At 68.8% G+C, this 15,448-nt stretch carries 13 protein-coding genes; 6 read left to right on the forward strand and 7 right to left on the reverse strand.

Annotated elements, in window-relative coordinates:
* Window positions 1-1,575, reverse strand: coding sequence for a serine hydrolase (locus ACSUZC_RS19845; protein WP_439033185.1), 1,575 nt, complete (start codon window positions 1,573-1,575; stop codon window positions 1-3).
* 247 nt (window positions 1,576-1,822) lie between these two features.
* Here ACSUZC_RS19845 and ACSUZC_RS19850 point away from each other — a divergent pair, with 247 nt between their 5' ends.
* A complete protein-coding gene (locus tag ACSUZC_RS19850; protein WP_439030170.1) occupies window positions 1,823-3,892 on the forward strand; it encodes a prolyl oligopeptidase family serine peptidase in 2,070 nt (689 codons plus the stop codon).
* Between the two features lie 27 nt (window positions 3,893-3,919).
* On the opposite strand, the gene grpE is transcribed toward ACSUZC_RS19850, so the two are convergent.
* A complete protein-coding gene (grpE, locus tag ACSUZC_RS19855) occupies window positions 3,920-4,408 on the reverse strand; it encodes a nucleotide exchange factor GrpE (RefSeq protein WP_439030171.1) in 489 nt (162 codons plus the stop codon).
* A gap of 76 nt (window positions 4,409-4,484) precedes the next feature.
* Here grpE and ACSUZC_RS19860 point away from each other — a divergent pair, with 76 nt between their 5' ends.
* The 5 genes from ACSUZC_RS19860 to ACSUZC_RS19880 all read left to right on the forward strand — a co-directional run bounded on the left by ACSUZC_RS19860 (window position 4,485) and on the right by ACSUZC_RS19880 (window position 11,657).
* Complete coding sequence (locus tag ACSUZC_RS19860) at window positions 4,485-6,161, forward strand: Hsp70 family protein (RefSeq protein ID WP_439030172.1); 1,677 nt, start codon at window positions 4,485-4,487, stop codon at window positions 6,159-6,161.
* 28 nt (window positions 6,162-6,189) lie between these two features.
* The gene (locus ACSUZC_RS19865) at window positions 6,190-8,328 is read left to right on the forward strand and encodes an Ig-like domain repeat protein (RefSeq protein WP_439030173.1); all 2,139 of its coding nucleotides are present in this window, start codon (window positions 6,190-6,192) and stop codon (window positions 8,326-8,328) included.
* A gap of 66 nt (window positions 8,329-8,394) precedes the next feature.
* On the forward strand, window positions 8,395-9,144 hold the full coding sequence (locus ACSUZC_RS19870; RefSeq protein WP_439030174.1) for a TerD family protein: 750 nt from the start codon (window positions 8,395-8,397) through the stop codon (window positions 9,142-9,144).
* Between the two features lie 57 nt (window positions 9,145-9,201).
* Window positions 9,202-9,987 (forward strand): cyclase family protein, encoded by a 786-nt coding sequence (locus tag ACSUZC_RS19875; RefSeq protein WP_439030175.1) that lies wholly within the window; start codon window positions 9,202-9,204, stop codon window positions 9,985-9,987.
* A complete protein-coding gene (locus ACSUZC_RS19880) occupies window positions 9,987-11,657 on the forward strand; it encodes a thiamine pyrophosphate-binding protein (protein WP_439030176.1) in 1,671 nt (556 codons plus the stop codon). Before ACSUZC_RS19875 ends, ACSUZC_RS19880 begins: the two co-directional genes overlap by 1 nt.
* A 16-nt stretch (window positions 11,658-11,673) precedes the next feature.
* On the opposite strand, the gene ACSUZC_RS19885 is transcribed toward ACSUZC_RS19880, so the two are convergent.
* The 5 genes from ACSUZC_RS19885 to ACSUZC_RS19905 all read right to left on the reverse strand — a co-directional run bounded on the left by ACSUZC_RS19885 (window position 11,674) and on the right by ACSUZC_RS19905 (window position 15,391).
* Window positions 11,674-12,489, reverse strand: coding sequence for a hypothetical protein (locus ACSUZC_RS19885; RefSeq protein ID WP_439030177.1), 816 nt, complete (start codon window positions 12,487-12,489; stop codon window positions 11,674-11,676).
* Between the two features lie 35 nt (window positions 12,490-12,524).
* The gene (gene ppk2, locus ACSUZC_RS19890; protein WP_439030178.1) at window positions 12,525-13,475 is read right to left on the reverse strand and encodes a polyphosphate kinase 2; all 951 of its coding nucleotides are present in this window, start codon (window positions 13,473-13,475) and stop codon (window positions 12,525-12,527) included.
* Between the two features lie 78 nt (window positions 13,476-13,553).
* Entirely contained in the window at window positions 13,554-14,075 is a 522-nt protein-coding gene (locus tag ACSUZC_RS19895) for a DUF6764 family protein (protein ID WP_439030179.1), read from the reverse strand.
* Window positions 14,076-14,183: 108 nt separating this feature from the next.
* The gene (locus ACSUZC_RS19900; RefSeq protein ID WP_439030180.1) at window positions 14,184-14,624 is read right to left on the reverse strand and encodes an SRPBCC family protein; all 441 of its coding nucleotides are present in this window, start codon (window positions 14,622-14,624) and stop codon (window positions 14,184-14,186) included.
* Window positions 14,625-14,713: 89 nt separating this feature from the next.
* A complete protein-coding gene (locus tag ACSUZC_RS19905; RefSeq protein WP_439030181.1) occupies window positions 14,714-15,391 on the reverse strand; it encodes a DUF4166 domain-containing protein in 678 nt (225 codons plus the stop codon).
* Between the last annotated feature and the right edge of the window lie 57 nt (window positions 15,392-15,448).

The raw sequence follows: 15,448 nt of genomic DNA on the forward strand, positions 1-15,448 counted from the left end.
TCACCGGCGCACGAACTCGCCGTTGCTCTCCTCGTCGTCGTAGTACTCGATCGTCATCCGCGGTCCGTCGAAGGTGACCTGGGAGATCGTGCCCGCTTCGGCGTTCTCGTTGAGCAGCGTGAAGGTGAAGTCGTTGCCGTCCCAGTGAGCGAGTTCGTGTTTGCGGACCCCGCCCGGACCCATCTCCAGGATCAGCTTGCCGTCGCGTTCGACGACCTCGGCCGGGCCGTAGACCGGATTGGCGTAGGTGCCCACGTACGACGGCAGCGGTTGCGCCGGTGCCGGATCGGTCGGGCGCGGCTTGCCGACGAGCACACCGTTCGGGACGCTCAGCGGCGCATATGCCTTGGCGTAGAGGTCGCGCCAGTCGTTGCGGACCTCACCGAACTGGACCAGGTCCATGAACTCGGCGGCGATCGCGTCGACCGCCCCGACGGGCGCGGCGTTGGACAGCACGACGATGGCGGTGTCGGCGGACGGCAGAATCGAGAACACGGTTCCCGCGCCCGAGGAGAAGGCGCCGGCGTGGTTGAACTGAGTGCGCGCATCCTCGGTCACGCCGACGTTGAAACCGTAGCCATACGATCCGGCGCGGGAGTCGGGCGTCTTGGGCGGATTGGAGATCACCTGGGAGGACACCGCAGGCAGCAGGGCGTCGGCGGCGACGATCTCCTGTCCGGCGTGTTGGCCCTGTGCGAGAACCATCTTCAGCCAGATCGCCATGTCGTTGACCGATGAGCTCACGCCTCCGGCCGGACTCTGCGCGTCGGGATCGCGCGGGATGGGTGTCTGCACCCACTTGCCGTCGGCCTTGACGTGTCCGACAGCGCGGTCGGGCCTCTTCTCGAAGTCGATGTAGCGGGAGCTCGTGCTGCTCATTCCGAGGGGCCCGTAGACGAGGTCCTGCGACAGCGTGGGCCAGTCCTTGCCGGCCTTCACGGCCACGGCCTCGGCTCCGGCGGTCACGCCGAAGTTGGTGTAGGCGTAGCTGATGCGGAACGGGTCGAGCGGCATGAAGCGCATCCGCTGCAGGATCTCGTCGCGCGAGTAACCCATGTCCTCGAGCTTGTCACCGGCGTGGTCGGGTAGCCCCGAACGATGCGAGTACATGTCGCCCACGGTCACGGTGCGGGTGACGTACGGTTCGGCCAGTGCGAACCACGGCAGCGATTCGACGATCGGCATCTCCCAGGTGACGGTTTTGTCGGTCACCGCGGCACCCACCACCGTCGAGCCGACCGATTTGGACACGGAGGCGAGCTGGAAGACGGTGTTCGCGTCGACCGCGTCACCGGTGTCGATGTCGCGGACGCCGAACCCCTTGGCGTACTTGGTCTGTCCGCCGGAGACGACGGCGACGGCGATACCCGGGATCTTCGTCGACTCCATGATCGAGCCGACGAGGTCGTCGAGCTGACCCACCGCCTTGTCGACCGCGCCGGCCGGTAGCGGCTGGGCCGCGACCTCATTCGGATTCACCAGGGCCGACGAGCTCGCAGGCGAACCCGTTCCCGACGACCCGCTGTCGCAGGCGGCGACGAGCGCGATGACCGAGAGCGCGGTGCAGGTGATCATCGGCAGGCGGCCCCATCTCGGGCGCGGGCGCACCCGGTGGTCCGTGTGGCGAACAGGAACCGACTGGTCGGGGGCCATAGAGATCTCCTCATCCTCGCCGGGCAAAGATACCGCGCGGCACCTGCGTCCGGGGGCCGATTCGGGCCGTTCACCGACCGTTCGCCCACGCCCGGCAATGGCTTCGCCCTGCGCGAAACGACACCGACCACACGTCTGACACCACACTCCCCCGCGTACGTTGGACGCCATGACCGCGCACGACGACGCCCGTTCTCCCGAAGCCACGTCCCCCGATTCCGACGATCCCCACCAGTGGCTGGAAGAGGTCACCGGCGACGCTGCGCTGTCATGGGTTCGCGCGCACAACGAGCCCACCGTCGCCGCCCTGACCGCGTCGGAGCGATTCCGGGAGCTCGAGGCCGCCACCCTGGCCGCCCTCGACACCGACGACCGCATTCCCTACGCCCGCCGCCGCGGCGAGTATCTGTACAACTTCTGGCGTGACGCGGCGAACCCCCGCGGGCTCTGGCGCCGCACGACCTTCGACTCCTACGTCACCGACTCACCCGAGTGGGACGTCCTCATCGACGTCGACGAGCTGTCACGTGAGGAGGACGAGAACTGGGTGTGGGCAGGCGCGACCGTGCTGCGGCCCGAGTACGAGCGGGCGCTGATCTCGCTGTCGCGCGGCGGCGCCGACGCGTCGGTGGTCCGCGAGTTCGACATCCCCTCCCGCACCTGGGTCGCCGACGGCTTCGCGCTGCCCGAGAACAAGTCGAGCGTCGGCTGGATCGACCGCGACACCGTCTACGTGGGAACCGATTTCGGCGTGCAACCCGATGGCCACGGCTCCTTGACCGACTCCGGGTATCCGCGTGTGGTCAAACGCTGGACGCGAGGCACGCCGCTCGAGGACGCGGTGACCGTCTTCGCGGGCGAGCCCGGCGATGTGTCCGTACACGCGGTCTACGACAGCACCCCCGGTTACGAGCGCCACTTCATCGGGCGCGCAACCGATTTCTTCAACTCGCTGGACTACGAGCTGCGCGACGGTGAGCCCGAACTGCTCGACGTCCCCACGGACGCGAGCGCCGGTGTGCGCATGAACTGGCTGCTGGTGATGACGCGCTCACCATGGGAGGTCGACGGCACGACCCACGTCGCCGGCACCCTGCTGGCCTTCGACTACGAGGCCTACCGGACGGGCGCCCGGGAGGCCACGGTCCTGTTCACGCCGGACGCGCACACGAGCCTCGTCGACTATGCCTACACCCGTTCGCATCTCATCCTCGTGCTACTGCACGACGTACACACCCGGGTGGAGGTCCGCGAGCTGGGGTCGTGGACGGTCGTCGACATGCCCGGCCTCCCCGACCTCGCGACGGTCTCGGTGCTCGACACCGACCCCGACGAGAGCGACGAGGTGTTCTGGTCGGCGTCATCGTTCACCGACCCACCGAGCCTGCTGCACGGTGAGAGCGGCGGCGCTCCACAGGTCATCAAGCACAGCCCGTCCTTCTTCGACTCCGAGACCGTCACCGCGGAACAGCATTTCGCCACCTCAGACGACGGCACCCGGGTTCCGTACTTCGTGGTCCGCCGACGCGACGTCTCCTCCGGTCCGACGCTTCTCTACGGTTACGGCGGTTTCGAGAACTCTCTCACCCCCGGTTACCTCGCGGTCGCCGGACAGAGCTGGATCGAGCGCGGCGGCATCTACGTCATCGCCAACATCCGCGGCGGCGGCGAGTACGGACCGTCGTGGCACACCCAGGCCCAGAAAGCCGGGCGGCACAAGGTCTACGAAGACTTCGCCGCGGTCGCCCGCGCCCTCGTCGACACCGGCCTGACGACACCCGAACAGCTCGGCGCCCAGGGCGGTTCCAACGGTGGGCTGTTGATGGGTGTGATGCTCACGCGCTACCCCGAGTTGTTCGGCGCCCTGGTGTGCCAGGTGCCGCTGATCGACATGAAGCGTTATCACCTGCTGCTCGCCGGTGCGTCGTGGATGGCCGAATACGGCGACCCCGACGACCCCGAACAGTGGGAGTTCATGAAGCCGTTCTCGCCGTACCAGAACGTCGAGGCAGGCGCGGCATACCCGTCCATCCTGGTCACCACCTCGACGCGCGACGACCGTGTCCATCCCGGGCACGCACGCAAACTCGTCGCGCGACTCGAGGAGACCGGACACGACGTCATGTACTACGAGAACATCGAGGGCGGCCACGGCGGCGCAGCGGACAACAAGCAGGCCGCATTCAAGTCGGCGCTCGCCTACGAATTCCTCTGGCGGACGTTGTCACCCACGACCTGACACCCGATTTCGTAGCGAAAGACGGTGCTATATGCCATCTTTCGCTACGAAATGCCGGTGTACGACCACTGCCGCCGGGCGCACGGACCGATCGCCGACGAGCAAACCCGGCCGCAACAACTCGGCGACGGTGCGATCCGCGGCGGCATCGTCCACCGCCCGGACGTCGACGGCTTCCATCGTCCGGGCGTCGAACTCGACACCGGGCACCGGACTGACCACCACACCCCCGCGCCCGGCGATGATCCGCTCGAGTCCGGCACGCAGCAGTTCGAACGCGGGGCGGTCCGCATCCGACGCCGACGCCGCGCACGTCGACGCATCGGTGTGCAGCGCGAAGAGGTCGACGAGGAGCGGTGTGTCGGCGGCCGCTGCGGCCGGGGCCTTCGTCGCGTCGACGAGACGTTCGATGGTCCGGGTCTGGCGCGCCACCACGAGGGCGAGGTCGGACACCTGCTCCCGGAGCTGTGCGAGGGCGTCGATCTGGCGGGGCGTCGGCTCCTCCGAAGTCGTCATTTCCACAGCGTAATCACCGGCGCCCGGCCGGTCGTCCGAGTCGACGAGGCCGTCGGCGCTGCTAGCATCCCCGATCGTGGGCGTAATCGGGATCGACCTGGGAACCACCAACTCGGCGATGGCGAAGATCGACGCCGACGGCCGCCCGGAGGTGATCGTCGGCCTGATGGGGGCACCGACGACCCCGTCGACCGTGCTGCTCACCTCCGCCACCGATCACGTCGTCGGCGAAGGAGCGCGCCGGCAGGCTCGTCTCGACCCCGAGAACGTGTGCAGCCTCGTCAAACGGCGAATGGGTGACGCACAGTGGCGCTTCGTGGCTCACGGGCAGACCTGGTCGGCGCCCGCGATCTCCGCGCTCATCCTGAAATCCCTCATGTCCGATGCGGCTTTCGCCGGCGAGCAGGTCGAGCGCGCAGTCATCACCGTGCCTGCCTATTTCGGCGACGAGGAGCGCCGCGCGACCATCCAGGCCGGGACCTACGCGGGCCTCGACGTCGCCGCGGTGCTGTCCGAGCCGATCGCCGCGGCGCTGTCCTACGGCTTCAGCCGGATCACCGACCCCTTCGCCAAGGACACCCCCGACGAGACGGTCCTGGTGTACGACCTCGGCGGCGGCACCTTCGACGCGACGGTCATCGAGCTCGCCGACCGCCGCATCACCGTGCTCGCCGTCGACGGCGACCATCAACTCGGCGGCGCCGACTGGGACGAGCGCCTCGCGCTCCACCTGTCCCGTACCTTCTGCACCGAGAACCCCGATGCCGAGGACCCGCTGGACGACTCGGCCGGATCGCAGACCTTGATCCTGGCCGCCGAACGGGCGAAACACGAACTCACCGAATCAGATTCGACGTCGGTGATCGTGGCGCACGACGGCGCGCGGTCGGTCATCACCGTCACCCGCGCCGAGCTGGAGGAACTCACCCGTCCCCTGCTGGCCCGCACAGTAGAACTCACCAGGTCGTGTCTGGCAGCGGCCGAGCGGCGCGGGGTCGGATCGGTCGACCGGGTACTCCTCGTCGGCGGCTCGTCGCGGATGCCGATGGTGACGCGCGAGCTGACTGCGGCACTGGGCAAGTCACCCGAACTCGACGACCCCGACCTCGCCGTCGCCCGCGGAGCCGCCATCTACGGCGAGAAACTGGAGATCGAACGACTGGTCCGTGCCGACCTCATGACCCGGGGTCGGCTCCGCGAGGACCGCGGGCTCGACACCGTCAACGCGGCGGATCTCGACGAGTCCTGCACGCGGGTGGCGCAGGCGTTCGCGCTGCCGGTGAGCAGCGTCCGGCGCATGCTCGAGATCTCCGTGGACACCGTCGTGTCCCGGGGCTTCGGCGTGCTGGCGGTCAACGGTCACAACGGCGAGCTCGAGGCCAGCTGGCTCGTCCACCGCAATCAGACTCTGCCCATCCGGGTTCGACGCTCGTTCGGCACGATGCGCCGCGACCAGACGCGCATCGAGTTGGTCGTCCTGGAGCAGCAGGGGCAGGCCGCGTCCCCACGACCCGAGGACGCCAAGGTCCTCATCGAGGGTGCGATCACCGACATCCCACCCGGTTACGACGAGGGGAGCGAGGTGTCGGTCACGTTCGAGATGGCCTTCGACGGCGTCCTGCACGTTACGGCCTTCCACGTCGACGCGCAGATCCCGCTCACCTTGTCCGCGAAAACCGGTGCGTCGCTGTCGAAATCCGAGGTAGAACGCGAACTCGAGCAGGTGCACCGGTCCCGGCGACGGGACCGATGAGGCACGGTACGGCAGAGCTGGGGGTGTGATGGAACCGTTCATCGGCAACGACTACCGCAAACGCGTGCTCGCCGTGGTCGAGAAGCGCGGCGGCGCCGGGGAATCCGATGTGTTCGAGCTCTACGACATCCCCATCGACGAGGCCGAACGTCTCGGTGACGACGTGGTGTCCCGGCGCCTCGACGAGGTGTGGGCGTTCTGGCAGAAGCAACGGGACCACCCCAAATACCGCGTCCTGGTCGCGCGCCTGGTGGCCGAGCACGACGTCCGGTCGGCCCCGCTGCGGCACAAGACCGGTCGTATCGCCGAGGCGCGTGCGGTGCGCACCCGCCGCGAGTTGCGCGACCAGAAGAGGTTCGAGCTCCTCGACAACGCCATCGCCCGACTCAACGAGCGCTACGGCGGCATCCCGGCGTCCAAACGTCAGGGACTCGACGACATCGGAGCCATGGGCGGTCTCACCGCCGCCGAGATCGCCACGCGGCTCCGACGACACCGGCTCATCGACGACCCGCCGTCGGCGGCGCCGGCCCCGGCCGCCCCGCCAGCGGTTCTGACCGAGCGGCAACGCAGCCAGATCGGTGACCTCCTGGCCGAATTCGACCGCCTCCACGACGGCGAACCCACCCCGACCCTGCTCACGTTGCTGCACCTCGACACCGACGACGCGGCCGATCTCGCGCTCGTCGGGTCGCGCGCCGCCGCGCTCAACGACCGTGCACGCGAACTCGCCGCGGGGCGCATGCGGGCCGTGATCGACGAACTCCTGGTGCACGTGAACGACGTCCTGCTGGCCGATCCCGCACTCGCGCAGGCGTATCGGCAGTCCGTCGTCGACGAGGTGACCGAACACCTGCGTCCTCGCGTCCGCGCGGCGGTGCTGGTGGAGGACGAACTGGGTGCCGGTGACCACGAGTTCCTCCTCGCCGAGGCGAAGGCGCTCGGGTTGGGCACCCGCGACGCGAGCCGGGTGATCGCGACTCTGGCAACAGAATTCGGGGCGCGAGTGGTCACAGCGGCTGGCGAACCCCCGGGGAGGGTCGAGCCCCCTCCTCCGTCGGTTGAGCCTGTCGAAACCCCGTCCCGAGGGTGGGAGAACGAGCTACGCGCCGCACGCGCCGCCCTGCGCGATGGCCTGCCGTTCCGGGCACGCATGGCGGTCGCCGAGGCACGGGCCGCCGCCGGAGACGATGGCGATGCCCTCCGCCGAGTCGCGGCGGTCGCCGCCGAGGTCGAACGCGTCGCCGACAAGGCTCTCGAGAACTACCGACGTGCGCAGGCACTCGCCGCCGACAACCGCCACGTCGCCGCGCTGGAGCTGTTCGAGGTGCTGCACCGCGAGGCACGCGATGTGGACCGGGCCGGCGGCGCCGACGGGAACCTCGACGCCCTGCTCGACGCCGCGCGCGCCGTGGTCGCCGCAGCCGACGAGCTGGCCCGGACGGCGGACGCCGACACCGGCAGGCTGGCCGCGGTGATCGAGATGCGGCGCCGGATCGTCGACCACGAGGGACTCAACGCCGTCGCGGACCGTGTCAGCGTCGAGCCGCCCCGCAATGTGCGCGCCATGACGGGTCGGGACGGCACCACCGTGTCCTGGGATGCCTCGCCGACGCCCGCGGTGGTCTACCGCGTGGTGCGGATCGGCGCAGACGGCTCGGCCCGGACCCTCGGTCGTACGGCGGCGACCGAACTGTCCGACGGCGGCCCGGTCGGCCCGATCACGCCCGTCTACGAGGTCACCGCCGTGCTCGGGGACCAGCGCTCGGAGCCCGGGCGTTCCGGCTCCGCCGGCGGGCGGGCCACCCCCGCGCCGACCGCGTCGAGCTCGAGTTCCCCAGAAGACGATCCGCCCGCGATCACCGCGGTCCGCGTCGACGGAGACACCCTGCGGTTCGACTGGCCGGCCGGGGTGACCGAGGCGATGGTCGTCATCCGGCCGGATGCGGCGCCGGACGATCCCGCGGACCCGCGCGCCGTCACCGCGAAGGTGACCAACACCCGCTATCAGATCGACGACGGATACCGGATCCCGCCGGGCATCCCCCGCCCGTGCCATGTCGCGGTGGCGAGTTGCCGACGGACGCCCCAGGGAGCCCTCGCCGTGGCGTCGTCGTTCGGCCCGTCGGCGCGTGCGGAGGCCGGGCCGAGCCGGACCGCCGAGTGACCTCGGTCCACTACGCTGGGCGCCAACACCGCCCGCGTCACCCGCCGATGAGATGAGGAAACCGACATGGGAATCGACTACACCAAGCGTCCGAAGGCGCAACCGCCGCAACCTCCCGCGCAACCGCCTGCAGGACAGCAGCCGCCCGCTCCCGCAGGTTACGGACAGCAACCGCCCACCCCGGCGGGTTACGGCCAGCAGCCGCCCGCGCAACCGGTGTCGCTGTCCAAGATCACCCTGACCAAGTCCGCTCCCAGCATCTCTCTCAGCAAACAGGGCGCCACCACCGGACAGGTGCGGGTCAATCTGAGCTGGACCTCGAACTCCAAGGGCGGCGGCCTGTTTCGCAAGGCGCAGGGCATCGATCTCGACCTCGCCTGCCTGTGGGAGTTCACCGACGGCAGCAAGGGCATCGTCCAGGCGCTCGGCAATTCGTTCCGGGCACCCCGCGACGGCCAGCCGATCATCTATCTCGACGGAGACGACCGATCCGGGTCCGGCGGCGAGAACATGTACATCGACCTCGCCGCGACCAACCAGATCCGGCGCATCCTGATCTTCGCCTACATCTACGAGGGCACGCCCAACTGGGCGGGCGCCAACGGCGTCGTCACCCTCTATCCGGTCAGTGGCCCGCAGATCGAGGTCCGGCTCGACGAAGCCGACCAGTCGGCGCTCTCGTGCGCGATCGCATTGTTCGAGAACCGTGGTGGTGAACTGGTTCTCAATCGCGAGGTCCGATACATCCGTGGCGCCCAGGACAAGGTCGACGAGGCGTACGGGTGGGGTATGAACTGGCGGGGCGCCCGCAAGTAGCGTGCCGGGGCGGTGGACCTGGCATCATTCGGCGCAGTCGCTGAAAGGATGTCGCCAATGCCCTCCACCGCCCCCGCCCTGTCCGCGTTCCTCGAGGGTCTCGCCGACGGTTCCCTCCGCGTGCTCGACCTGACGACCCCGTTGAGCGCATCGACACCGGCGCTGCGGTTGCCCGCCCCGTTCGCCAACCTGATCGACTTCAGCCTCGAAGAGGTCAGCGCGTACAACGAGCCCGGACCGTACTGGCGGCACAACAACATTCACACCGGCGAGCACATCGGAACCCACCTGGACGCGCCGATCCACTGGATCAGCGGCCGCGACGGCGACGACGTCTCACAGATCCCCGTGCAGCGGCTCATCGGGCCCGCCGCGGTTCTCGACCTCACCGACGATGTCGCCGCCGACCCCGACCACCTCCTGGAGGTCGACGACGTCGAGCGGTGGGAGGAGCGTCACGGCCGGCTGACGGCGGGCACCTGGCTGCTGCTGCGCACCGGGTGGGAGTCGCGGGGCGGTTCCGAGGCCGAGTTCCTCAACGCCGACGAGACCGGGTCGCACACCCCGGGCGTCTCGGTCGACTGTGCGCGCTGGCTCGCCACCGAACGCGAGATCACCGGCCTGGGCGTCGAGACCGTCGGCGTGGACGCCGGCCTCGCCGGCGGATTCGACCCGGCGTTCCCCGTGCACTATCACTTCCTCGGCAACGACAAATACGGTCTCACCTCCCTCCGCAATCTCGGTTCGCTTCCGCCGACCGGTGCGGTGATCGTGGTGAGTCCGCTGCCGATCGTCGGCGGAACTGGAAGCCCCTCGCGCGTGCTCGCGATCGTCGCGGCCTGATGCGCCGGGCGGACACATACGGTCCGACGGTCGCCGACGTCGTCGGCGGAGTGCTCGCCGATCTCGGCGTCGGTCACGCCTTCGGCGTGGTGGGCAGCGGCAACTTCGTGATGACCAACGCCCTGCGCTCCGGCGGCGTGCCGTTCACCGCGGCGCGTCACGAAGGCGGCGCCGCCAGCATGGCCGACGCCTATTCGCGCATGTCAGGGCGCGTCGGCGTGCTGTCGGTCCATCAGGGATGCGGACTGACGAACGCGATGACCGGCATCACCGAGGCCGCGAAGAGCCGTACCCCGATGATCGTGCTCACCGCAGACGCCCCGGCGGCCGCGTTGCGGTCGAACTTCCGCATCGATCAGGACGCACTCGTCACGAGCGTGGGCGCGGTCAGCGATCGCGTCTACGGGGCGAGCTCGGCCGTCGCCGATGTCGCGCGAGCATTCCGCACCGCGGTCACACAACGCCGCACCGTCGTGCTCAATGTCGCGATCGACGTCGCGGCAGCGCCCGCCGAGGTGACGGCGCCGGTCACGGTGCACGCCGAGGCCCCGCGGGTACGGCCCGACGAAGCGTCGGTGCGGCGCCTGGCCGACTCGATCGACGCTTCACACCGGCCGGTCTTCGTGGCGGGTCGTGGCGCGCGCGGCGCCGGTCCCGAGATCGCGGCCCTCGCCGACCATTCCGGTGCGCTCGTCTCCACGTCGGCCGTCGCGAACGGCCTGTTCGCGGGAAACCCGTTCTCGCTGGGGATCTCCGGCGGGTTCTCCTCCCCCGTCTCCGCCGAGCTCATCACCCGGGCCGACCTCGTTGTCGGCTGGGGCTGTGCACTGAACATGTGGACGATGCGTCACGGCCGCCTCATCGGCGACGGCAGCGTCGTGGCCCAGGTCGACATCGAGGTCGACGCGCTCGGCACGCACCGCGGCGTCGACGTCGGCGTGGTCGGTGACTGCGCGGCGACGGCGTCGGACGTGCTCGCCCTCCTCGGGAACGGTCCGGCGCGGACCGGTTACCGGACCGCGGACGTCGAGCAGCGGATCGACGTGTCGTCCCGGTGGCGGGATGTCCCCGTGACCGTGGAGGTCACGCCCGGCCGGGTCGATGCGCGGGCGCTGACCATCGCGCTCGACGACATCCTGCCCGCCGAGAGGATCGTGTCCATCGACTCCGGCAACTTCATGGGTTATCCGTCGACCCACCTGTCGGTTCCCGACGAGTTCGGATTCTGTTTCACCCAGGCGTTCCAGTCGATCGGCCTCGGTCTCGGCACCGCGATCGGCGCGGCGTTCGCCCAGCCGGGTCGCGTCCCGGTGCTCGGCACCGGCGACGGCGGATTCCTCATGGCCATCGCCGAACTGGAGACTGCCGTCCGTCTGGCTCTGCCCCTGGTCGTCATCGTCTACAACGACTCCGCCTACGGTGCCGAAGTCCACCACTTCGGCAACGCCGACATGACCACGGTGACCTTCCCCGACGTCGACATCGCCGCCATCGCCCGCGGCCACGGCGCCACCGGGGTCACTGTCACCGGGCTCGACGACCTCGACGGGGTCAGACGCTGGGTCGCTTCGCTGCCCTCCGCCGCACCGTCTGGCCCGCTGGTGATCGACGCCAAGATCGCCGACGACGGTGGGGCGTGGTGGCTGGCGGAGGCGTTCGCCGGCCACTGAACCCCTCGGGGGAGGATCAGCGGCGTCCGGCGAAGATCAGCCTGCCCAGGACACCCACTGCGAACATCGCGATACCGACGCCGCCGACGATCACGGCGACACGGGTGACGTCGTCGTACGCGCCGTCGATGATGAGTTCGGCCACCCGGCGACCGGAACTCTCCGCTCCCGACACCTCCTGTTTGGCACGGTCGGCGAAGAACAACCCCATCGCCCAGGTCGACACACCCGCGGCGACGACGCCCAGCCCGAGCCACGCGAAGACGGTCCCGCGGCGTCGTGCCACCAGTAGGGCGAGCAGTGCGGCGAGGACCGCCACCGCGGCCGACCCCCACGCGAGGAGCGTGATCTGGTCACCGACCTCGGCGTACCTGCCTGCTTCGAGACCCGAAGCGCCATTGGTCAATTCGACCACGACCGGCCCCTGGATCCGGTTGCCGCCGGACAGGTTCAGAGCCCGGTTGATCATGTCGGTGATGTCGAGCTGCATCACCGAGGTGTCCGTGCCGGGCGCAGGCGTCTCGAAGAGGAATGCGTGCTGCTGCCCCACCACGTCGGCGAAGTCCTGTCGGAACTGTTCGCTGTCGGTGTAGCGGCCGGCCAGGGGCCGGACGAGGACGCCGGCGATCGGAAGGTCGGTCCGCGCGGTCGCCTGGGCGGCGATCTCGTCCGCCAGGTAGTCCTTGACCTGCTGGTTCTCGGCCATCGGCGCGACCGTGGAGACGAACCCCTCCCGATCGACCAGCCGCTGGTCCAGCCAGAACGACGGTACGGCGAGCACGGTCGCCGCGATCGCGACGAGCGTCAACAGGGCACTCAGAAAGCTACGCACAGCCACGAGGCTACCGAGACGATGAGATCGGGCGGCTACTCCCCGATCTCATCGGCGGCGCGTCCGACGATGAGCGGGTCCGGCACCCCGACGAAGGCCTCGTTCTTGCCGTCATAGTCGAACAGGCTGAGGACGTGCCGCATCGCATTGATGCGGGCACGCTTCTTGTCGTTGGACTTCACCACCGTCCACGGGGCGTGGTCGGTGTCCGTGGCGGCGAACATCGCCTCCTTCGCCTGGGTGTAGGCGTCCCACTTGTCCAGCGACGCGAGATCCATCGGCGACAGCTTCCACTGGCGGACGGGATCGATCTGCCGGATGGCGAACCGCGTGCGCTGTTCGAGGGGGGTCACCGAGAACCAGAACTTGACGAGGTTGATCCCGTCGTCGACGAGCATCTTCTCGAAGGCAGGCACCTGCGACATGAACTGGGTGTACTGCTGCGGGCTGCAGAAGCCCATGACCCGTTCGACGCCGGCCCGGTTGTACCAGGACCGGTCGAAGAAGACCATCTCTCCACCCGCGGGCAGATGCTGGACATAGCGCTGGAAGTACCACTCGGTGGCCTCCCGCTCGCTGGGCTTGCCGAGCGCCACGACGTGGGCGCCGCGCGGGTTGAGATGTTCGTTGAATCGCTTGATCGTGCCGCCCTTGCCCGCCGCGTCGCGTCCCTCGAACACCAGCAGGTGCCGCTGGCCGGTCTGCTTGGACCATTTCTGCAGCTTGAGCAGCTCGATCTGCAGGCGACGTTTGGTCACCTCGTACTCCCGACGACTCATCCGCTCGTCGTAGGGGTAGTCCTCGCGCCAGGTGTCGACGACGTTCCGGTCCGGAAGGGTCAGCAGCACCGGGTCGTCGTCATCGTCGTCGTTGACCGTGAAATGGGTCGTGTCGTGCAGGTCGACGAGCTGTTGTAGGGCTTCGCGACCGTTCAGCACGCTGAAGTCGGGGCCGATCTGGGCGTCTGTGGTGTGGAGGTCGGTCACGCCACAACGATAGGTCGAAGGGGAAAACGACGCCCGACGCTCCGGTGAACGGCCGTCGCGCCGGGCGTGTTCTGACTCTCAGTTGCGCAGGTCGATCGATCCCGCGTGGAGGCACGCCTTGCCGGTGCTGCTGTCGAAGGCGGTGGCGAAACCGCCGCTGCACCGCGCACCTTCCGGTCCGGCGTAGGCCTCCCCACCCCAGCCGCCGACCGCGAGTGCGGTTCCGCCGCGGCGTGCCTGGGCGATCGAGAGAGCGCTCGGTCCCGTCGTCACCGAGTAGGCGGTGCCCCGGCTGTTGGCACCGGCGAGAGCGGTGGACCCGGGCTGCAGGTTGTACGCGGAGGCGTTCCCGCCGTTGTCCGACACCGAGACGGCCGTACCACTTCCGCTCTGTTCATCGGCGGTCGCGCGGCTGCCGAGCCCGGCCTTCGCGCCACAACCACTGCGACCCTCGACGCGCTCGACCTGATGTCCGTTCGACACCGAGCAGTGCGTGGATGCCGAGGACACCCCTTCACCCGACAGACCGGCGAATCCGACACATCCGGCGACGCCGGCCAGCAGGACCAGACCGCGAACGGCAAACTTCTTGATTTTCAACTGCTTTGGCCTCCATTGTGCGGCGCCGGGTAAGTGACGCCCTCAGCGTACCCGTGCGATGCGCCGGCGGATGACGATCGCCCCGTCTCACTCGGGTCACGAAATCCCTCAGCCGGCGGCGCGCTTCTCCACCTCTGCGGTGAGACCCTTGCGCGCGGTGTCGACGGCCATCTTCTGGGCCCGCTTCACGATGAGTCCGGGCAGTTTGATCTTGAGATCGACCGCGAGGTCGAACCGCACGTGCGAACCGCTGTCGGTCGGGGTGACGCTGTACTTGCCGTGTTGCTGGCTCAACTGGTTCGACTCGATGAGGTGCCACTCGCAACTGGTGTCGGTCCACTCATAAGAGCACGTCTGTTCGTCGGATATCCCGGCCGCGGTGACGACCATGCGCACCTTCTCCGGGGTCCCGTCGTCGTGGCTCGAGAGGATCTCCGCCTCCTTGTGCGGACCCGACCACTCGGGCAGGGACTCGACGTCCATGAGCACTTCCATCACCACGGAGACCGGGGCGGCAACGTCGAATTCGATGTTCGCTGAGACAGCCATGGGCTGAACCTACCGCGCCCCCATCTCGGCGATGCAACGAACTGTCGACGACGTGTCGCACCCCGCGGAGTCGTGTGCTCTGACGCCGGTCAGTTCTCGCGGTCGACCAGGTTGACCGGCCACGCCTCGTCGGGGATGTCCCGCAGCGAGCACGCCTGGTCGACGGCGGTGAACCACCCACGGAAATGCATGATCTCGCCGATGACGGGGTTGCGCACGGTCGCGTCGCAGCGGAAGCGTTCGCGCCGCTCGTCCCATCCCTCGATGTACTTCATCTGGGCGGTGAACAGACCACGCATACCGACCTTGGGTCCGCGTCCGAGCCAGCGCATGGGTCCGCTCTCGAGGAGGAGCTCGCCTGCCGGCGTCACCGACGGTTCGATCGGGTAGAGGAACTCGGGTCCGTCACCGAAATAGTCGACGAGACCGGAGCGTCCGGCGACGAGCAGGGAGTTCAGCCTGCGCGGCCCGGTGGTGTACTGGAACGTCCGCAGCACCGCGAGCGATTCGCGACCCAGTTCGTCGGAGTAGCAGTAGTACCCCTGGGTGAACGGAACCATCCGACTCGTCTTGGCGGGCAGGGCGTTACGTTTCGCGTAGTGCCAGACCGCAGGCGGGGGCAGGGCAGAGGACATGTACACGGATTCGTAGATCCCGGTACAGATCTGGGCGACCCCGGAGGTGGAGTCGATGCCGTAGCGCCATGCGACGTTGGGGTGCAACCGGTCGAAATCCGAACCCAGCGCGTGCCGGAAGACCGGCGTCATGGCGTCATCTCCCCGAACTCACCCACCCTGTCAGCCACCGCGGACCATCACCGCGGG

The organism is Gordonia terrae (assembly GCF_051789125.1).
Classification (GTDB): domain Bacteria; phylum Actinomycetota; class Actinomycetes; order Mycobacteriales; family Mycobacteriaceae; genus Gordonia; species Gordonia terrae_A.